The sequence below is a fragment of the Leptolyngbya sp. AN10 genome, from assembly GCF_050565645.1.
Taxonomy (GTDB): Bacteria; Cyanobacteriota; Cyanobacteriia; order Leptolyngbyales; family Leptolyngbyaceae; genus Leptolyngbya.
Map to the genome: position 1 here is coordinate 319,036 of NZ_JBNXVP010000003.1, position 22,230 is coordinate 341,265.

Consider the following 22,230-nt stretch of genomic DNA (forward strand, 5'->3'; position numbering starts at 1 on the left):
CTAGCTTCGATTTTGCCAATCAGCCTGTCATTTTATTCAATAACGGTGCAGCCCCTAACAAAGATTGAGTATACGGATGTTTGGGATGTTTGAATACGGCTTGAGTTTCACCCAGTTCAACGATTTTGCCACCGTTCATCACGGCAATACGATCGCAGAAATATCGCGCTACCCACAAATCATGAGTGATGAAGAGATACGTCAGATCGAATTCTTTTTTCAAGTCTTGCATCAGTTGTAGAACTTGAGTTTGAACGGTTGCATCGAGCATACTGACAGGCTCATCACAAATGACTAATCGAGGACGAGTAATCAACGCACGAGCGATCGCGACTCGCTGTTGTTGTCCACCTGAAAGTTCTCCAGGATAGCGATCGTAGAATGATTCCACAGGCGTTAATCCCACTCGTTCTAAAACGTATTCCACTTCTTGCTTCGCTTTTTCAGGCGTTGAAAGTTGATGAATTAACAACGGATCAGCGATACTTTCGCCGATCGTCATTCTGGGATTTAAACAAGCATGAGGATCTTGAAAAATCATCTGAATTTGTCGCCGCTGTTGTTGTAATTGGTCGCGGTTCAGTTGGGTGAGATTCTGCCCCAAAAATTCTACTTTGCCCCCAGTTGGTTTCAGCAGTTGGAGAATCGTGCGCGATAAAGTGCTTTTCCCACAGCCCGATTCACCCACGAGTCCAAGCGTTTCACCAGGATACAGTTCTAGATCAATTCCATCGACAGCGCGAATTGTTCGATCGTTCTTATCAAACAGTTTTGAAATGAAGTTCGACTCGATCGTATAGTGCTGTTTGAGTTCCGATAACTTCAGAATCGGGGCAACATCGGGACGATCCGTAGAAACGATCGCATCAGAATCTTTTTGTAGAAGTAATGCTGAATTCAGTAAGGTTTGCGTGTAAGAATGCTGCGGATTGCGAAATACGGATTCGGTTGAACCTGCTTCGATGATTTCACCGTCATACATCACTGCAATACGATCGCAATATTCCGCGATCATTGCCAAATCGTGTGAAATCAGAATTAGCGCCATATTTCGCTCACTACAAAGGCGCGTCAACTCCTTGAGAATTTGCGCCGAAACCGTGACATCTAAACTGGTCGTCGGTTCATCCGCTACGATTAACTTTGGATTCAATAAGAGAGCAAGCGCGATCGCAACTCTTTGACGCATTCCTCCACTAAATTCATGTGGATACTGTGACCAGCGATTTTCTGGAATGTTGACTGCCTTTAGAGTGTCGATCGCTCTTTGTTTTGCTGCTTTGGTGGATAAATTCGGTTCATGCGACTTCAAAGTTTCGAGACAATGATCACCGATCGTCATTAATGGATCGAGTCGAGTCATCGGATCTTGAAAAATTAGTGCGACTGCTTCACCCCGAAACTTTTGAAGCTCGTTTGGAGATAGATCGAAGACGGATTTTCCTTCAAACTTGACTCGTCCTTCGATCTGAGCCGCATCAGACAATAATCGCATCGCTGCTCGTCCAAGCGTTGACTTTCCACAACCAGACTCACCGACTAATCCAAGTCGTTCCCCAGGTTGCAACACAAACGAGACATTTTTAACGACTTGAGACTGTCCAGCCCGATATGCAACAGACAGATTTTCAACGGAAAACAGCGGCTCGTTCATGAAGTTTGGCGATCGCGATTTTTGACTGCAACTACTTTATCTCAATATCTGAATTCCTTGAATTTGGGTAGACGCTATTTGATTTTGTCAGTGCTCAACTCAATAACGGTAATGCAAAATCAAATAATGCTTATGTCCAATTGATTTCGGCATAAGCAAAACTTAATCATAAAGTCCCTAACTCGATTTTGCACATCCAAAATCAAATAATGAGAGTCTTTAATTCGATTTCGCACATCCAAAATCAAATAATGAAAGTCCTTAATTCGATTTTGCACATCCAAAATCAAACATTGGAAGTTCAAAATCTGATTCAGTACATCCAAAATCAAATAACGGAAGTTCTCAACTTGATGCAAGACGTGCAAAATCAAGGAACGAACTTCGCTAAATTAATTTCGGAGATACTGAATCGAGTTTTGAAGGTTGCAAACTCTGAGAAAGCGATGGAGACCTTTTAATCTCATTAACAAGATTTAAACATTAACTTCCAAGCGATTTTTTCAACGATCGTATTCACACCCTCGTGATGAAGCTCGATCGGTTGCTTCTTTAATCTCCGCAATTCCGTCATCGCCTTACGAGTGACTGCATGACTCGTATCATCCGTCAGCAATAACACCACGTCAGCCGTCTGAATTTGCTGAACTGCCTGATCCACAATCAATAAGCCATCTTCGACCGTAGACCACACAAAATAAACCTTTGGCAATTTCTCCTTCACATAAGTCCGCGTCGTCGTGTGTCCCCCAAATACAACCACCTTGCCGCGCAGATGAGTATAAGATTCTTTTTCTTCCTTTTCGTCTATGGGAGAATCAGGCTTTGATTTCTTCTCAACAATCGGTCGTGGCTCAGGTTGCGATTGTGACCAGAGCTTGCGAGCATGAGCATCCATAATCTTCAGCTTTTGAATTGCTGTGCCCTGAATCGTAATCGGCTTCTCGCTGAGTTCCTGAACTCGGTTGTATAAAAACTCCACCACTTCATCTAAGCGATCGACCCCTTTCAAATCTTCTCGATAGTGATAAACATCCATCGCTAAGTACGACGCATCGTAGTAGCTCGTTTGCTCACGAATGCGATCGAGTAATTGCTCTGCGGTTTCATGCCGTTCTTGTGCCAGTCGTTCCGCTTGATGTTTGCTCATTTGCGCTTCGTATTCGCGTTGAGCTTGTTCTTCCCGCCGCTCCTCAATCACCTGTTTAATCACATCAATCTCTGTCGAGCTTTCACCGTTATCCGCTAGAGATTGACGGGCTTCGATTAAACGACGCGATAACTCCGGGAGATCATTCTGGATTTGAATGCGATAGTGCCGAATCGCGGATGTTAAGTATTCATAAGTTGCCTTCGCTTGTGTATCCCCCTCTAAGATGCCTTTCTCATCAAAGCCGCGTTTGAGTTCTTCAAGTCGGGCACAGTATTGCTCTAATCGCTGCTGAATTTCTTGGCGCGTATCCATTAAGCGCAGCGTTTCATGAGAGACAGATTCAAGATCATCGATCGATAGAAATGATTGCATCGGAGTTGCCTTTATGAAGTAAATGAAGCAGTTTATTGATCTGGATGACTCGAATCGGAGAGTCTAGAATCCAGAACAGATGTGGAATAGAAGCACTTTGTTTAGATTTAGTTTGCCCATTGTACTGTTTGTTTAATAGATTGCGCCCATGCGTATGACAAACGATAAGGATACGTACTAGATTACAAAAAATCTGGCTGTTAATCTTCAAAAGGTTTGTCAATTCTGGCGCATTTGTTCATCCGTAGACTCGCCCGGAAATGAATCTCCGGGCTAATTGAGGGAACCCCACTGAAGTGGGCTGAAATTGCACTCTTAGAGGATGTTTGAAAAGTCATCGTTCATCGCCTGAATCGCCCCTCGAATGGAATTCGGGGCTATCGGAACAAAGTCTGTTGAAACAGACTGAAGAGTAGATGACGATTGGCTTTCAGTCCCCTTTAGTGGACTTTCTCCGATAGACCGTGATTTCCAATCACGGGCGGAACGCAATTGCAGCGAAGAGTCTTTCTATACTTTTCAAACACCCTCTTAGGGTGCTTCAGCATCCTTTCCCTCATTAGCCCGGAGCGTTTACCTCCGGGCGGACTGCATCGCAGCGACAGTTCCTCATCAACATTAGGGCTATGTTCCAATCATTTTGCATCGCTTTCTAATAGTCACAAGAAAAATTACTCTTTCTAATTTTTCTTACTCTAAGTATTTTCCGTAACTGCTTCTACTGAAACCGGATTTACGATCGCGCTTATCTTTCGGTGTTATCGCTTATGCTGATTCGGTCTAGAACCTGTAATGTTCACTTGTGATATTCGCTACTTGTGGATATCAGTGCGGCTTGCACAAATCCCCCAACCGTGTGGAGTTCCCTTGTGAAACATTACACTTTCGGCTGTCTTGCTCTATTGGTCGCTCTGGCGACTCCCGCGATCGCAGGTGAACCGATCACAACTCAGCAGTTACTTAAAGACCAAACATCTCAAGCCAAAGCATCGGCTCTCACACCCGTTCCCGTGTCGCGTCCTGAATCGATGCCGCCTGTTCCTACATTTACACAAGCACCTGTACAAGCGCCCGCTGGCACTTCCGTCCGCGAACAAGAACTGCTAGAGAAATTACGTCAATTAGAGCAAAGACAACAACAATTAGAGCAAGAACTGAGTACACTCCGACAGCAAATAACATCCGGTCAAAATAGCGCGATCGTAGCGAAACCAGAACCAACTCGACAGCAAATCGAACTTTCAGCCGAAGTGTTATTTTTACAACCGAGAACGAGCAATCTGATGGACTTTGCCATCCTCGATCCGGCGGCTGCGTTGGCAGTGAGTGGCGAAGTCGTGAGAGTAAACTATGACGATGTTCCTGCATTGCGTGTCGGTTTAGCTTACCGTCCAGAGAATACAAACTGGGAAGTTGCTGCTTCTCATGCGTTCTTCACGACTGAAGGGCAACAAAGTGCAACTCGATCGCCGTCTGGATTTCTCTTTTCAACTTTGACGCATCCGTTCCAAAACGATTCAGCCAATACCGCAGATGCCACCGCTAGATTGGGTTATCGCGCTACAGATGTGGAAGTTGCTTACAAGCTGAATGTGAATCCAAGTTTAGGATTGCGATTGTTTAGCGGCGTGAGATTTTCTGATGTTGAGCAGGAAATGACAGTTGCTTACAACGGGCGAGATTTCAATCAAGCGATCGCACGAAGCAGGAATGAATTTACGGGGTTTGGTCCTCGGTTGGGTGCACAGCTTGATCTGAAACTTGCCTCTGATTTGAAACTATTTGGTCGGGGTGCAGGATCGCTCTTGCTCGGTAATAAGTTTACGTTTTACGAAGAGACCGATAACAATGGAACTGATTTAGTGGCTCGATTCGATCCGGGAAGTCGCCAGCAAATGGTTCCAGGATTGGAACTAGCGTTGGGATTGACTTGGCAACCGAAAATTGGTCGTCGATCGAATCTCAATTTCAGCATTGGTTATGAGTATCAACATCTATTTAATGTGTCTGATTCGATTCGATTTGTAGACTCTGCCAGCCCAGGTGTCTTTACCCAGAGCAAAAATGATTTGAGCTTGCAAGGACTGTTCTTTTTGTTTGGTATCTCGTCTGAGTTCTAGTTTGTCCGCATTGCTACTCAATGACAGATAGAGCGTGGTGAAAAACCAGTGAAACTACGAGTCAACTTAGGGATTAGTCAGTATAGTTTTAGACATAGTTGCCCGAACCATATCTTCTCCAGCACAACGCTTGAGTAAGAATTGCTACGAATTACCCTTCACTTTTCTAGAGCATCATGACAGATTTTGATTCTACAGCTTTGTTAACGATCGATAATGCTTCTCTATCGCTTGGAACTGTCCTGCGATACTACCAGCTTTCCGGTCGCTTGCTTCCTTGGATTCGCGACATTGTTGAACAGCACATCATCTTTACTGAGATTCAGCAGCGGGATGATCTAAACGTGACGTTAGCAGAAGTTGAACAAGCTGCGGTCGAAGTTCGAGTGCAGCAAAAATTAATGGATGCAACCACTTTTCAGCAATGGTTGGACAGTCAAGGCATGAACTATGATTTGTTTCAGAATCGGATTATTTTGAATCTGAAGCTAGAAAAGCTCAAATCAAAGATTGCTGCCCCGAATTTACAAGCCTTATTTGATGAGCAGAGATCTCTGTTAGATCAAGTCGAAGTGACCTGTATTGTATTTGCCGAAGAAGCTCACGCGCATCAGTTCAAAGCCCAAGTTTCAACCAGTCAAGACTTCGATCGAGTGGTGAGCGAATATACGATCGCCGATCCGCTCAAAGTCAGTGTGATGAAGAGTGCAATTCGGTTTGGTCAACTGCCTGAAGACGTGCGAGGAACCTTACGCAATGCAAGGGTGGGTGAGTTAGTTGAACCTCTCCACATGGAGCAACGCTGGTGTGTGTTCCGAGTAGAACAATTCTTGCCTGCAACGCTTGAAGGAGCGATTCAAAAATCTCTCGAAGATCGATTGTTCCAACAGTGGTTGGTCGAGAAGGCGCAGGAAGTGAATGTGAAGTTGGGTGCATCGACTGAAACTCCTTCTGTGCTTGCTGCTGCATAGAATTTTGTTTCTTGAATTCTGATTTGTGTGACCTCTGAGAGGGTGTTTGAGAAGTAATCGTTGATCGCATTCACCCGCCCGGAAATGAATCTCCGGGCTAATCAGGGGAAGCCCGCTGAAGCGGGCTAAGAACTCCGAATTACGCTCTTAGCCCGCTTCAGCGGGGTTTCTTCCATTAGCCCGGAGATTGATCTCCGGGCGAACTCGCAACGCAGCAAAGCCGCTTTTTATGCTTCTCAAACACCCTCTGAGCATCAATTGATCTCTCAGAGGCACAGCTTTCGCGTGTTCAAAATTTGGCTTTATTCAATTTTCCCAGAGATACAGGAGTATACGTCGTGGAACTCAATCGAGCAAATCGCTTGCAATCCTCATTGTTAGCAGAACAAAGCTTATTAGGATCGAATCAACCTTCTCCTTTGAGCATTCCACTGAGTAGCACTCTTGTCTCTGGGCAGTTTGCTCGATCGTATCGTTCATCTGCTGAACCTCGATCGCTGGTGATCGTCGATGGTGCATTCGCAACCGATGAACAACTCCTAAAAGCGATCAACTCAGATCAAGAAGTGATCATTCTCGATCCTTCTCAGAACGGTATCGATCAAATTAGTAGCATTCTGACTCAATATCAGAGCCTTGAAGCGCTGCACATCATCTCACATGGAAATGCAGGATTGTTGCAGCTTGGATCAACTGAACTGAATCTCGAAACGCTCGATCGATATTCTGCACAGTTAACAAGCTGGCAGAATGCGTTGGCTCCTGATGCGGATGTTCTGCTCTATGCGTGTAATGCTGCGTTGGGATCACAGGGAAGCTTATTCATTCAGCGGTTGAGCCAAATTATTGGAGCAGACATCGCCGCTTCAGATGATCTGACTGGTAGTTCTAACGGAGATTGGACGCTTGAGGTTAGCACTGGAGACATTGCTGCAAAATTAGCGATCGACGCTAATGCAATTTACGATTCAACTCTGGCGGCAATTTCATCAGATGTTGTGCAAGGACTTAAGACCGGATTGCAGCAGTTTGCAATCTGGAGCGATCGCGTTGAAACCCTCTCAGCATTCACCGGAAAGATCCCGGTTGTGGGTGAATCGATCGCAGAAGTAATCGATATTAGTTCCTTGCTCAAAAATCAGTTAGTCGATCCGCTGGTGAACTATCTGGATACAGATGCGACTCCAACCGTTGATGAACTGACCAATCGCATTAGAACACTGAGTGCAACCGTTGGAGATCTCACATTCACGCTCGATCCGAATTCGATTGCAAGTGCCCTATTAGGCAGAGATTTGAGCTTTAGTTTGAAGTTTGAAGCAACTCGCACGATCGCGGCTGATTTCGATTTGGGAGAGCAAGCGACGACTGATTTTGGCGTGAAGCTAGATGGCTCGACCTCAGTTAATTTGACTGGAAAGGTTGTCTTTGATTTTACGTTTGGCTATGACATGACGAGTGGATTAGCGCCTTCAGAAGCGTTCTACGTCAAATTCAATGAACTTTCTGCAAGCGCGATCGCACAAGCAAATAATCTGAATGTTGGCTTAGAAGTTGGCTTCCTTGGTGCAGCGATAAATAATGGCAGTTTGTCTCTGAATGCCAATCTTGATGTAGACTTCAACGATCCAAATGCTGACAGTAAGTTGACGCTGGATGAATTGCAGGAAACGTCAATTACAACCCTTGTAGCACTCACGCCTACAGGTACGTTAAACGTTAATCTTCCGATTTCAGCCCAGTTTGCAGGATTGTCGATCGCAGGAACACCGACTCTTACAATCTCCGACGCGAACGTATTCACAGGCGACCTGCCAAGCGTTAATGTTCAGAACTTTGCCGAACTTCTGAAGTTCAAGCAGCTTACTCCTGCCGATGTAGTAAGTCTAATTCGGCAAATCGGCGGCGCACTGCAAAACATTTCAGCAGGATTAAATCCAGAGGGGGGCATTCCGTTCCTCAAAGAAGGCATTGATACTGTTGTTGATTTCACCCAGATTATTGATGATCTCACCAGCGGATTCTCTGAGTTCAACACGATTCAGGAGCTAGTTGATGAACTTGTTCGATTAACAGGATTGGACAAAGCGGGCATTGATGCGAAATATGATGCTGCAAAGAACGCGATCACGTTCAACATTGAGAAGAGCGCAGAATTTGAAAAAACCGTCGAATTCGACTTTAGCAAAGACATCGATCTTTCGATCGCGACTTTGAATCTTGCGGGAGGTGCAACGGGCAAATTTAGCGCGAATGCAGGCTTTGAGTTAGGAATCGGAATCAGTCTCGATTTACCAGGAAATGGAGCAGGCTTTAGTGAGCGATTGTTCTTCACCTCAAACAGTCGCATTTTTGCAGATGCAACCATTAGTGCTGATGACATCAATCTCTCCGCAGCGATCTCGATTCTAGAAATTGGAATTGCGAATGGAACGGCATCTTTAGGGTTAGATGCTTCGATGGGTCTAAAAGATCCAACCGCAAATGATTTAGGAATTACGTTAAACGATTTGCTGAACAATGCGGGTTCCTTAAGCGCGATCGTTGATCCAAGCTTCACCGTATCAGGCAATGTAATTTTACCGATCGCAATTGAAGGACTATCCGATTTTGGTCTAGAACTCGGAACACAGCCCCAACTCGAACTTGGATTCACGCTTGATCCATTAGCAAAAACGCTCGATACGACTGCGACTGCTCAAGGATTTAATGAAATTGTCGATCGCTTCAAGAATTTCTCAGCCAAAGATGTGTTGAGACTGGTCGGTAAAGCGATCGATTTCCTGCTCGATGAAGATGTTAAAGCACTCAATACAAAGCTGCCATTAGTTAATCAATCGTTGAATGAATTACTAGGCTTCCTTGACCCGATTCAGCAAGCTTACGGCGAAATTAAGGATAAGCTCGAAGGTATTAAATCGCTACTGTCTACTAAAATCACTGCAATTCGGACAGAACTAGCCAAACCAGATTTTACAAACTCACTTTCTGAGAACGAAAGCGATCGACTATCTCAAGCTCTAAGTCGATTAGAAGCCGCAATTCAAAGAATCCCAACTGGTGTCGATGCTTTGGGAGAAATTCCCGCTCCAGTCATTAGCCAGATGGGAGAAGTTCGCCGACTGTTAAACAGCTTGCCAACCACAGTCGATAAAACAGCAATCAAAGCTGCATTTAACGGATTCGTAGCAGAGATTCCCTCCGCACAAACGATCGCGAAGTTTATCTTTGAAGCATTTGGCTTTGATTTTCCAGAATTTGGAGTTGCCGTTACAGATGTTCGTGATGATTTAAATACTGCGATCGACGCTTTAACAGGAGTAGATACCTCTGAGCTAGAAGATGCTTTGGCACTGATGAATCAAGGGATCAGTCAAAGCAATCCATTCACAATGACGCAAGCGTTTAATGGATTGAAAGCTGCGATTAAAACGCTGTCTAGTAGCTTATCGACTAATGATCTCAACACGCTGAATACAGTTTTAGCAGACTTCTCGAAAGCGGTTCCTCAAAGATTCTCATTGTCGTTTAGTGACGATGGAGAACTGCTCTTTGGCTTTGACTATGACATTGCTCAATTCCAGAAGACAGACATTCCCCTCAACTTCTCCTTAGAGGATCAAGGCGTATCAATTCCGATCGACTTCCGCACCGAAGGAAAGATTGATATGTTCTTGGGCGCGAGTTTGAGTCTTGGATTTGGCTTAGAATTTCTCACGACTTCTCCGTTTGTTCAACCGTTTATTCAAGCTTCGACTGGACTGGAATTGTATGCCAAATTCAATGTTGCTAACTTTGGTGCAACGGTTGGAATTGGCGGCGTTGAGGCAAGTTTAGGCAACGGTGAAGGAACGCTTTCACTGCAAGATGGTAATGATCCTGCGAAATTCAAAGTCGGGTTAAAAGATCCCAACAGCGATGGCAAGATTCTATTCTCGGAATTAGGACTCAATAGTATTGAGTTCACGACCGAAGGCAGAATTGATGTAAATTTACCGATCGCGCTTGTAGGTGTAGAAGTTGGTGAGGTCATTGCTGAAGTTCCTGACCTCAAAGATTTTAGTACTTTCAAACTCGAAACCAGTGGACTTCTGAACAGTCTTTCAACAGGCAAGCTGGACTTAAACACACTGTTAACTGGAATTGATCTCTTCTTAGCGGTGTTGCAGAAAGGGCTTGAAGGCGATGTCCTGACGCGATTACCGATCGTTGGAAAAAATCTCGATCTTGGTGGTGCAGGTTCATTTATCAAAGACTTGCGCGAAGAGTTCCTGGCTCCACTGCGCGAATTTGTTCAAACCGGACCGACTCAGATTGAAGAAGCCATTCAGAAAATCATTTACGACAATCTCAATCCGCTGGGCATTCTCATTCTCACGGACGATAACAATGATGGCGCGATCGACTTCAAAGATGTCGCTGTATCCGTAGACATCAACACTGGAGAATTAACGATCGATTTCCGCATCGGTGGAACAAGCACCTTTGAAACAGATTTTGATCTTGGTTTAGAAGCCTTTGTCTTTGACTTCAAAACATCAGGTGGCGTTGAACTATCTCTCGGCTATGAACTACAACTTGGATTTGGCATCAATCTGACAGACGGTTTCTTCTTGAGAGTCCCCCAAAACGAAGCCGACTTTAAGTTCGATCTCGGAGTCAACCTGAAGAATGGAACTACAATCTCGGCTGATCTCTTCGTCTTGAATGTTGCTGCGACTAACAAATTCCTGAGCGAAGCTGCTGACGACAAAGACTATAACCGAGACGGTGATAAAACCGATGAATTCCAAACCGGGATCAATGGTGAAATTGGATTTGATCTGGTTGATCCGAATGATGATGGTAAGTTGCTGCTGTCAGAACTACGAGGAGTTAAAGTTGCAGCAACATTGAACACGAGTGCTGTTGTTTCACTCAATCTGCAAGCGGGTGTTGGTCAGGCGGATAGTCCTTTACCAAAAATCAGTGCGGATCTCTTTGTTGAATGGTCATTCGAGAAAGGATTTGGAGCCGCTGCTGGTACAGGTGAATCCAAAGCACCGATCGTATCTCTAAACAATTTGGGCTTAGATTTGGGCGACTTTATGACCCGCGCAATTAAGCCATTGCTTCAGAACGTGAATGATTATTTGAAGCCAATTCGCCCCGTGTTGGATCTGATGGAGAAAGAGCTTCCGGGAATCTCTGATCTATCGAAAATGGTGGGGCGTGGACCTGTCACCTTTATTGATGCAATTCGGCTCTTTGGTCGGGGCGGAAATACGATCGCGAAATGGTTAGAAATTGTTCGATCGATTGATTCCTTTATCCAAGAATCCGCCGAAACCGAAGGCAATATCTTTATCAATTTCGGTGACTTCGACTTCACTCAAGACTTACGAAAACCAGGTGAAATCGAACTCAACAGCGGCAGCTTCAGAGGTGGAGTGTCTAGTGTTGATGATTCACTCAATCGCCTCAATCGAGGGACGACGGGCACAGGTACGGGTACGCCTGGAGCGATCGACAAACTCAAAGGATTGTTTGGTAGACTTCGCCAGATCGGTCTTGACTTCCCACTCTTGAGCAATCCCGCAAATGTTCTAGGTCTATTCACTGGAAAAACCGTAGATCTCGTCACCTGGAAGATTCCAGAACTCAAAGCAGAACTCTCCTTCTCTCAAAGCTTTGGTCCGCTGATTCCACCGATTCCATTGTTCGCCAACATTGGAGGAAGCTTAGGAATTGCCGCCAACTTCTCGATCGGCTTTGACACTCGTGGCATTCAGCAAGGAAACTTCCTCAACGGCTTCTATTTTGGCGATCGAGCAAATGTATTTAGTGGTACAGATATTGCAGAAGTCTCTCTATTTGCAACCTTTACCGCAGGTGCTTCACTGTCCGCCGTTGTTGCTCAAGCGGGAGTCGAAGGCGGCATCCGGGCAAACATTGGCGCAAACTGGAACGATCCAAATGATGATGGCAAAGTCTATCTCGATGAATTGCTCTCAACCCCGATCGAGTGTGTCTTTGATCTGTCTGGCTCTCTGAATGCCTTCCTTCGAGCTTACGGACGAATTGGAATTGATACCTTCCTCTTCGGCTTTATCACCTTGTTTGAAGCTGACATTACGATCGTGGATGTCACCTTATTCGACTTCAACCTGAGTTGTGAAGAGCGAGCAAAACCGCCGATTCTGGCAGAAGTCGAAAATGGTGTGTTGAAACTGAACATGGGCGATCGAGCTTCACGACGTGGTGAAGGTCAAACGGATGGCGATGAGAACTTCACCTTAAAGCAGCTTGAACCCGGCAAGATTGAAGTGACCTTTGCAGGTCATACACAAGTTTACAGCGGCGTAACTTCGATCGAAGGGAATGGTGGAGCAGGTAATGATGCCATTCTGCTAGATGATTCAGTCACAGTGAACGCCACACTCAGAGGCGGTGACGGAACTGATCGACTTAGAGGCGGTTCTGGCAACGATAGTATCTTTGGCGGTTTAGGTAATGATCAACTTACGGGCGGTGCAGGCAACGACACGATCGAAGGTGAGGACGGAAACGATCAATTAATTGGCGGAGCAGGTGAAGATACGCTGCGAGGTGGAGCAGGCAACGACAATCTTTCTGGTGATACAGGCTCGAATGATAGCGCGATCGCATTCAAAGATATTCTCGATGGTGGAGCGGGTAACGATAACATTCGAGGTGATGCTGGAGACGATGAAATCACAGGCGGTGCAGGTCTGGATATCCTCTTCGGGGGGCGTGGCAATGATACCTTACGCGGTGGCGATGATAATGACTTGATCGAAGGGGGTGCAGGTGCAGATCAACTCTTCGGAGAGGCGGGAGATGATGCCCTGTACGGAGATTCCACGACTGCTCCAGATGCCGCTCAAGATGGCGATGATGTAATGCGAGGTGGTAGTGGCAACGATACGATCGAAGATCTCACAGGTAACAATCAACTGTTCGGTGATGATGGTGATGATCAGCTAAAAGCAGGTAGCGGAAATGACTATCTAGAAGGCGGTACAGGTAGCGATAAACTCTGGGCTGGTAGTGGTGGCGATCGGCTAATCGGAGGTAGCAGTACTGCAACTGCCGGAACTTTAGATGGCAGTGATGAACTGTACGGAGAAGCGGGCAATGATATCGTGATCGGTGATCATGGCTCGATCGCGAACAACGGTACAGTCACTCTGATTGGTGGAGCGGGAGCCGATAAGCTCTATGGTGCAGAGGGCAATGATGTCATGTTCGGTCAAGGGGGCGATGACTTGATCGAAGGTGCAGCAGGTAATGATGCACTGTTCGGCGGTCAAGGCACAGATACCTTACGCTCTCAAGAAGGAGATGACTATCTTGAAGGGGGAGCAGGGAGCGACATTATCAATGCTGGTATTGGTAATGATCTAGTTGTGGGTGGTTCTTCAACCTATCTGCCTGAAGGTGGCGCAGATGGCAATGATACGATTACTGCCGCAGAAGGTAATGATATTGTCTTGGGCGATGATGCTCGTGTGCTGAATAGTACGGGTCAAGCGGTCATCTCGATCGCACAAATGAGCACGATCGAAACCGCTGGCGGCACTGGAAATGATACGGTTTTTGGCGGTGTTGGTAATGACATTATCTTTGGGGGTGGCGGTGCAGATAACCTGATTGGTGATGCCGATGGAATCAGTGGCGATGACATCATTGTTGGGGATGAAGGTAGCTGGAGTGCAACCCAAATTCGTGCGATCGCAGGTTCCGGTGGTGCAGACACAATCACGGGCAGCGGTGGTAATGATATTCTTCTCGGTGGCGATGGTAACGATACGATTTCAGGTGATTTAGGTGAAGATATCTTACTCGGTGATAACGGTCAAGTCACACGCACTCAAGCAGGTGCAGTCACGCGAATTCAGACCACAAGTGCAAATAGTGGCGGCAATGATACGTTATCCGGTAATGATAATGCCGATGTAATTCTGGGTGGCTCTGGTGACGATACGATCGTAGGTGGAACCGATGATGCGATCGACATTCTGCTTGGTGACAATGGCGCGGTTGTTCGAGCAGACGGTAGCCCAGAAGCGAATGATATTTTCTCGACTGATGAAAGCATTGGAGGTCAAGATACAATCACAGGCGGTTTAGGCAATGATGTGATTGTGGGCGGTGCAGGAAGCGACCAGCTATCCGGTAACGAAGGTATTGATATCGTGATCGGTGACAGCGGTTACATTACTCGGAATGCAACCAATAGCATTGAAAGCATTGAAACTCGTGTGTCTACTCAAGGAGGCGATGACACGATCGCAGGCAATGATGGCGATGACATTCTGATTGGTGGAGCCGCAAACGATACAATCAATGGCAATGCAGGCTTAGATATTCTGGTCGGAGATGGAGCGCGAGTTACTTTAGCAAATGGAACGATTCTAAGAGTTGCAACGGCTGAATCAACCGCAGGCGGTAACGATACGCTGAAAGGAGATGAAGGTGCAGCAATTATTCTTGGGGGTACAGGCAACGATACGATCGAAGTAAGTACCGAGAACATCAATGATATTCTCCTGGGTGATAACGGTGTGGTTGTCTTTGCAGATGGTAGCCGAAGAGCGAATGATATCTATTCAACCGATGCAGAAGAGGGTGGTACTGATACGATCGCAGGTGGACTGGGCGATGACATTATCATTGGGGGCGCAGGCGGTACAGATCAACCCGGTGTAGGGGGTGATGTACTGCTAGGGGGTGAAGGTGATGACATTGTAATAGGTGATCATGGCTCTATCACCCGCAACAGTTCAGAGGTCATTGAAAGAATTGAGTCACTTCTCCCAGATCAAGGAGGCGATGACACGATCGAAGGAAATGAGGGCAATGATGTCATTTTTGGCGGATTTGGAAATGATGAGATCACAGGCAATACGGGCGACGATGTGATCTTGGGTGATAACGGCATTCTCGACTATCTTGCAAATAACAATAGCTCGATCGCAATTAGAACCAGCGATACAAGCTTAGGTGGAAATGACACGATCGCAGGTAACGAAGGCGATGATCTTATTTTTGGTGGTGCAGAAAATGATACTCTCTTCGGAAATCTTGGTGAAGATATCTTGTTTGGGGATCATGGTCTCGTTAACATCGATGGCAACACCAACGAGATTGATTTAATCAGCTCAGAAAGCCAAGAGCTAGGCGGAAATGATGTCATTCAAGGTAATGAAGAGGACGATCGTATTCTCGGTGGTGCGGGCGATGATAACATTCAAGGCAATGCTGGCAATGATGATATCTTCGGTGACAATGGTGAGTTCGCTTACATTCCAGACCAGCCAGAACGCGAATTCATTCTCAGCAATGCTCTTGAAGTAGAGGGCAATGATGTTATTGCCGGAGATGACGGAGACGATCATATTCTCGGTGGTGCGGGTGATGATGTGATCACAGGCAACCTCGGACAAGACACGATTCTGGGTGATAACGGTATCGTGTACTACGGAGTTGAAGAGGACGATGGACTGCGTGATTTTGTGTTCACGTTCGCTTCAGAGATTGGCGGCAATGATGTGATTAGTGGTGATGAAGACAACGATCGTATTCTCGGTGGTGCGGGCGACGATGAGATTCAAGGCAACGCAGGCGAAGATATCATTCTCGGTGACACTGGATCTTTGAGCTATAGAATCGAGCAAAACACACCGATTCTTACCACGATTCAGACAGACTCACCAGAGCTTGGTGGCAATGATGTGATTAGTGGTGATGAAGACAACGATCGCATTCTCGGCGGTTCAGGAAATGATGTGATTGAAGGAAACACCGGAGACGACATCATTCTCGGCGACAATGGAATCCTGCCTTATCAAGTGGTGAACGGTAACAATGTTCTAACCAACATCACGACGACTGATTCTGAGATTGGTGGCGATGATACGATCGAAGGAAATGAAGGCGACGATCGTATTCTCGGCGGTTCCGGAAATGATGTGATTCAAGGCAACACCGGAGACGACATCATTCTCGGTGACAATGGAATCCTGCCTTATCAAGTGGTGAACGGGAACAATGTTCTAACCAACATCACGACGACTGATTCTGAGATTGGTGGCAATGATACGATCGAAGGGAATGAGGGCGACGATCGTATTCTCGGCGGATCTGGAAATGATGTGATTCAAGGCAACACAGGCGAAGATATCATTCTGGGTGATAACGGTGTTCTTGCTTATCTGAGCGACCAGAATCCGAACACGTTAGATACGATCGAGGTTCTTTCCCCAGAAGTTGGCGGAGATGACCTCATCTCAGGCAATGAAGAGGACGATATTATCATTGCGGGAGCAGGTAACGATCGTGTCACTGGAGATGCTGGAAACGATGTTCTGGCAGGTGATAACGCGCAAATCATCTTAGAGACTAACAAGATTCGTCTATTTACTAGCACCTCTCCAGAACTTGGTGGCGATGACACTATCTTTGGTGGAGATGGAGTTGATCTGATTCTGGGTGGATTTGCTCAGGATCGTCTCTACGGAGATGCAGGCAACGATCGCATCCTAGGAGATAACGGTCGATTTGACTTTGCATTCGCAGGCGATCAAATGATTGCTGCCGATAGTGATTTATCAACCCTGGACATCGTTACTACAACTGATCCGAACTTGGGCGGAAATGACATCCTCTTTGGGGGTACAGGCGAAGATCAACTACTGGGCGGTACGGGTGAAGATTTTATCGCGGGAGATAACGGCATTGATCCGAACATTCTGGCATCTGGAGAATGGTCGATCGCAGGTCAAGGTGATTTTAATAACGATGGACGAGAAGATTTCGTCTGGCGCAATCGAATTCGCGGTGATGTTGCAGTCTGGTTGATGAACGGTAAGACAGTGCTGGATGTTGCGATCGTGGCTCCGGGTATACCGTTGAATTGGACGATCGAAGGCGTTCAAGATCTAAACAATGATGGCAAGTCGGATCTCATCTGGCGGGATCAAGTTCAAGGTGGCGTTGCGGTCTGGCTGATGGATGGAAGGCGTGCGATCGATGGCTCATTAGTGCCGAGCATTCCGCTCAACTGGTCGATCGCTGGAATTCAAGACCTGAACAATGATGGCAAAGCGGATTTAATCTGGCGCGAACAGTTCCAAGGCGGCGTTGCAGTCTGGTTAATGGATGGTAAGAATGTCATTGATGGTTCACTCGTGCCAAGTATTCCGCTCAACTGGTCGATCGCACATATCGGTGATTTGAACAATGATGGTAAAGCAGATTTAATCTGGCGTGAACGGTTCCAAGGCGGTGTCGTTGTCTGGTTGATGGATGGTAAGAACGTTATTGATGGTTCACTCGTTTCCACTGTTCCAATTAACTGGACGATCGAGAAAGTGGGTGATTTGAACAATGATGGCAAGGTTGATTTAATCTGGCGTGATCAAATTCAAGGGGGCGTTGCTGTCTGGTTAATGGATGGTAAGAACGTCATTGATGGTTCACTGGTTCCAAGCATTCCGCTCAATTGGACGATCGAGAAAGTGGGCGACTTGAACAATGATGGCAAGGTTGATTTAATCTGGCGCGAACAGTTCCAAGGGGGTGTCGCAGTCTGGTTAATGGACGGCAAGAATGTGATCAATGGTTCATTGATTCCGAGCATTCCATTAAATTGGTCAATCCAGAGCGTTGGAGATTTGGATAAAGATGGCAAAGTAGACATCTTCTGGCGTGAGCGCAGTGGGGATGCGTCGATCTGGATGATGGACGGAATCAATGTTAAAGATGCTGCTTTCTTTAGTGAACGATTGAGCGCTACATCTGATAATGCTATTGCATCTGATGACTTATTAATGGGTGATCATGGCATTGTTTACCAAGCACTACAACGCGATCGCAATTACATTTCGATCAATACTCAAGCCTCTGAGGGTGGCGGGAATGATACGCTCTACGGCGATCAAGGCGATGATATTCTGCTCGGTCAGCAAGGCAATGATGATCTAAACGGCAATGAGGGCGAAGACGATATGATCGGCGGTCACAATGTGATCGGCGGCGCAGATGGTGACGATCGGATGGATGGTGGCGCGGCGGCTGATGTGATGATCGGGGACAATGGCACGATCACTCGTCGATTGGTCAATGGTACTTGGCAGCGATATGTTGCACCGTTTAATAGTGTGATTCGCGATGTGACTCGATTTGATGATGTCGATCGTATTGGTGGTAATGACACGATGAGCGGCGGTTCTGGAGATGACATCATTCAAGGACAACGCGGAGACGATCGCATTGATGGCGGTGCAGGCGATGATGAGCTATACGGTCAGCTTGGAAATGACTTTATTACAGGCAGCGACGGTCAGGATACGATCTTGGGCGATGTTGGTCTCATTTCCCGTGACTACAATCCTGATGGTACAGCGAGAGTGAATTTGAATGGTTCATGGCATCGAGATGTGATTCTGACTGATGTGGGTGGACTGATGGGAATTGTGAACGGAACACAGCCTGAACAGTTCCAGAATCCCGATTTGCTCTTGCTTGCAGGTGAATATGATGCGGCAGGTAACAAAGTTCTAGAAGCAGGTCAGTGGAAGTTATCGACTTATCAAGTGTCTCTGTTTGCAGATGGCAATGATGCACTGGATGGCGGTAACGGAGAAGATTCTATCTTCGGTCAGCGCGGCAATGATGTGATTCAAGGTGGATTCGGAAACGACTACATCGAAGGAAATGCAGGCAACGATCGCATTGATGATCAAAGCGGCGATGACTTCATTATTGGTGATGATACGGTCAATCTGATGCCATTTAATGCAGAGCTTCCGACTGTGACTCGTGGTATTCACTTGATCGAACAATCGGTGAATCTGAACTTAGAGTTAGGACTGTTTGGAACAATTGTCACTCCGAATATGACGCTGACTCCGAAGCCGTTCTATGGATTGCTGCCAACTTTAACGCGATCGCAGTCTCTCAAGCGGGATAATTCACCGACTCCAATCATTGATGTGCTGCGACGTGCAAATGGCAACACATTGAAGCCCTTTGTTTCAGTGATTCCGAATGCCGTTGATCATCTAGATCTCTTAGCAGGTAACGATACGATCGTAGCGGGTGCTGGTTTCGATACGGTCGTTGGCGATCACTACATGAATACGGTTCCATTAAGAACTGGAATTAGCTCGATCGACCAAGGCTTTGATTTGATGACTCGATCGCTGTATCACTTGATGTATGACTTGCAGAGCTTAGAACTCGCGATCACGGGTCGAAGTGGAGCACAACCGCAAGAACTCACCGTCGGTAGTGATGTCATTGATGGCGGTGACGATCGCGATTTAGTCATGAGCGATAACGGAGTTGTCTTAAGCGGAATGGTTGTGAAGTCTCCATCTGATGCGGCAACTCTAAGCCAGCAGCTTCTTGACTTACAGCAAGTTCTGACCGCGTTTAATACAACTGTGAATGCTGTTTCTGCTCCACTTGGAGGAACAACGACTCAGCCTTACACATTCGCGATCGGTAACGATATCGTGAGCGGTGGCGGTGGAGATGACAAACTGTTCGCAGATGATTCACTGATTCTCGAACCGATCTTCCGTAATCCGAACTATGTTCGAGGATCATTCTGGAACTATTCACTGATCGGAGCAGATAAACCTGCACGAGCCGATTTGCGTCAGTTCAATCTGAAGGTTGGTAATGATGAGATGAGCGGTGGAGAAGGTAACGATCTGATGGTTGCGGGTTACAGTAACTTGATTCTGCCATTAGTCGATCGAGCACCGCAAACGAATGCTGAACGGGTTCAACTCCAGCGAGATTTAGAACTCTTGTCTGAGGATGCGAAGGTCTTTATTCGTGACCTTAACACGACGACTCACGGAATTAACTATCCGAGCGCAAATCATTCTCACACCTTGATTACGGGTAACGATCGAATGAATGGCGATCGTGGTGACGATATCATGGTCGGTGACAATATCACCATGATGCTCCCAGTCATCAATCGCCAACTCGATCTGAACTTTGAATTGAATAAGAGCTTCTTTGATTATGGCGATGAAGAATACAATTTCCTTCAGGTCATGCCGCATCAATACAATTTCATCTATCGGACTCCCGGTTCTGCACTGACGCAACTTGCCGAAGATACAATTCTGGGTGGCGATGGCAATGACATTCTCTTTGGTTTGAGAGGCATTGATCGGATTGGGGGCGATGAGGGTAATGACTACCTGTTTGGTGGTGAGGAAAATGATGGACTCGATGGCGGTACAGGAACAAATGTTGTTCGTACCACCAACCCAAGTGCAGCAGATCTAATTGTCATTAATCCAACGATTCGGACACTTCTACAAAACTTGCTGAGTCCAACCTTCCAAAGAACCATCATCGAACTCGATCAATCAAAGAATGATTTATCGATCGATGGAGATCTGCAAATCAACTTCCCGGATTAAGCGCTTTTCGCTGGGCGATCAATCTCAAAAATCGCCCAGTGAATAAGACAGCCACGACTGCGATCGCGATCGATTGCCCGATCCACAATCCCTGGCTTCCCATTCCCAGTTGAAAGCTCAATAGATATCCGATCGACAAGCCCACACCCCAAAAGCCAAGAACGTTTAGAAGCATTGGAATTCGAGTGTCTTGTAAGCCTTGTAGACAGCCATAAACTGCTTTTTGCAAGCCATCTAGCACTTGAGCGATCGCAGCAATAAACAAGAGCGGCAACGCCAAAGACACAATCTCTGCATTGTTCGGATTTTGCACATTTAAGTAGATGCCGATGATTTGCTTCGGAAATACGAGGAATACGATCGACATTCCCAACATTACGATCGTAGTCAAACCCAAACTGACTCCAGCAGCTTGCCGAATACCGAGAATGTCTTTCCGTCCCAACCATTGTCCCACTCTTACCGTAGTCGCAAAAGAAATTCCCAGCGGAATCATAAAGATCACGGTCAGCGTTTGAAACACAATTTGATGGGCTGCCAAAGCTGCGGTTCCAAGCGTTCCCATCCAAAGCATAATCACCATGAAAAATCCGGTTTCCAGTCCTGCAAAAATCCCGATCGGCACTCCAACCCAGGCAACTTCTCGAAGGATCTTGGGGCGGATTTGATGCAAATTTTGAAAGATGCGATAGTTCCTCAGCTTCGGATGCAGGAAGATATACAACGCCAATGCAAGGAACATTCCCCACAGTGCGAGTACACTTGCTACTGCTAATCCTGCAAGTCCCATCTGCGGAAAGCCAAACTTCCCAAACCCCAAGATATAGTTCCAAACAATGTTAAATGCAGTTCCAGTGATCACAATAATCATGATCGGACGTGCTTGAGAGAGCGCGGAAACCGTTGCGCGTAATGCTGCAAATCCGACTGCCGGAAACAATCCCCACAGCATAATATCGAGATAAGTATTGGCAAGCCGAATCGTCGTTTCTGTTTGCCCCGTATGAATCATCCATCGATCGAGATGTCCTGTCACGATCATCATCGGAATGGTCACGATCAGCGCCAACCAAAGTCCCTGACGTGCAATCTGCTGAATCCGCGTCTGTTGCCCTGCTCCAAATGCTTCTGCAATCAAAGGACTCACACCCATGACCATGCTGCTCGTAGTTACCATAATCGACAGATAGATAATCGATGCCAGTCCACCTCCTGCTAAAACATCGACTCCCATTCTCCCCATCATGATTGTGTCTGCGAATCCGGTTGCCGATTGAGCAACTTGAGCACTCGCCAGCGGAACCGCCAATTTCAAAAACTCTCTAATTTCAGTTTGAATCCGTAGATTACGGATCAGAGCCATCACCATTGTTTACCTTCCTCGATTCCCTGACTTTCTAACCTAGCGTTTATTTGATCGAACTTCCTTTCTCATTCGGCATAAAAAAGATTGATCCAACCAGAAACAAAGTTCCTTCTGAGAGATGAAGCAGTGACACCAACGAAA

At 46.3% G+C, this 22,230-nt stretch carries 7 protein-coding genes; 4 read left to right on the top strand and 3 right to left on the bottom strand.

The window, feature by feature from the left end; translation table 11 throughout:
- Nucleotides 1–19 precede the first annotated feature (19 nt).
- Nucleotides 20–1,654 carry a dipeptide ABC transporter ATP-binding protein gene (locus ACQ4M5_RS06295; protein ID WP_430674762.1) on the bottom strand — a complete coding sequence of 545 codons (1,635 nt, stop codon included), beginning with the start codon at nucleotides 1,652–1,654 and terminating at the stop codon, nucleotides 20–22.
- 251 nt (nucleotides 1,655–1,905) lie between these two features.
- On the opposite strand from ACQ4M5_RS06295, the gene ACQ4M5_RS06300 reads away from it, so the two are divergent.
- Nucleotides 1,906–2,115, top strand: a complete 210-nt coding sequence (locus ACQ4M5_RS06300) for a hypothetical protein (protein WP_430674763.1) — start codon at nucleotides 1,906–1,908, stop codon at nucleotides 2,113–2,115.
- Between the two features lie 5 nt (nucleotides 2,116–2,120).
- On the opposite strand, the gene ACQ4M5_RS06305 is transcribed toward ACQ4M5_RS06300, so the two are convergent.
- Entirely contained in the window at nucleotides 2,121–3,179 is a 1,059-nt protein-coding gene (locus ACQ4M5_RS06305; protein ID WP_430674764.1) for a hypothetical protein, read from the bottom strand.
- A gap of 869 nt (nucleotides 3,180–4,048) precedes the next feature.
- On the opposite strand from ACQ4M5_RS06305, the gene ACQ4M5_RS06310 reads away from it, so the two are divergent.
- The 3 genes from ACQ4M5_RS06310 (at nucleotide 4,049) to ACQ4M5_RS06320 (ending at nucleotide 20,723) form a co-directional block, all read left to right on the top strand.
- Nucleotides 4,049–5,299, top strand: coding sequence for an Lpg1974 family pore-forming outer membrane protein (locus tag ACQ4M5_RS06310; RefSeq protein ID WP_430674765.1), 1,251 nt, complete (start codon nucleotides 4,049–4,051; stop codon nucleotides 5,297–5,299).
- 176 nt (nucleotides 5,300–5,475) lie between these two features.
- On the top strand, nucleotides 5,476–6,270 hold the full coding sequence (locus ACQ4M5_RS06315) for a peptidyl-prolyl cis-trans isomerase (protein WP_430674766.1): 795 nt from the start codon (nucleotides 5,476–5,478) through the stop codon (nucleotides 6,268–6,270).
- A gap of 338 nt (nucleotides 6,271–6,608) precedes the next feature.
- A complete protein-coding gene (locus tag ACQ4M5_RS06320) occupies nucleotides 6,609–20,723 on the top strand; it encodes a DUF4347 domain-containing protein (RefSeq protein WP_430674767.1) in 14,115 nt (4,704 codons plus the stop codon).
- On the opposite strand, the gene ACQ4M5_RS06325 is transcribed toward ACQ4M5_RS06320, so the two are convergent.
- Complete coding sequence (locus ACQ4M5_RS06325) at nucleotides 20,707–22,092, bottom strand: MATE family efflux transporter (protein ID WP_430674768.1); 1,386 nt, start codon at nucleotides 22,090–22,092, stop codon at nucleotides 20,707–20,709. The genes ACQ4M5_RS06320 and ACQ4M5_RS06325 overlap by 17 nt on opposite strands.
- Between the last annotated feature and the right edge of the window lie 138 nt (nucleotides 22,093–22,230).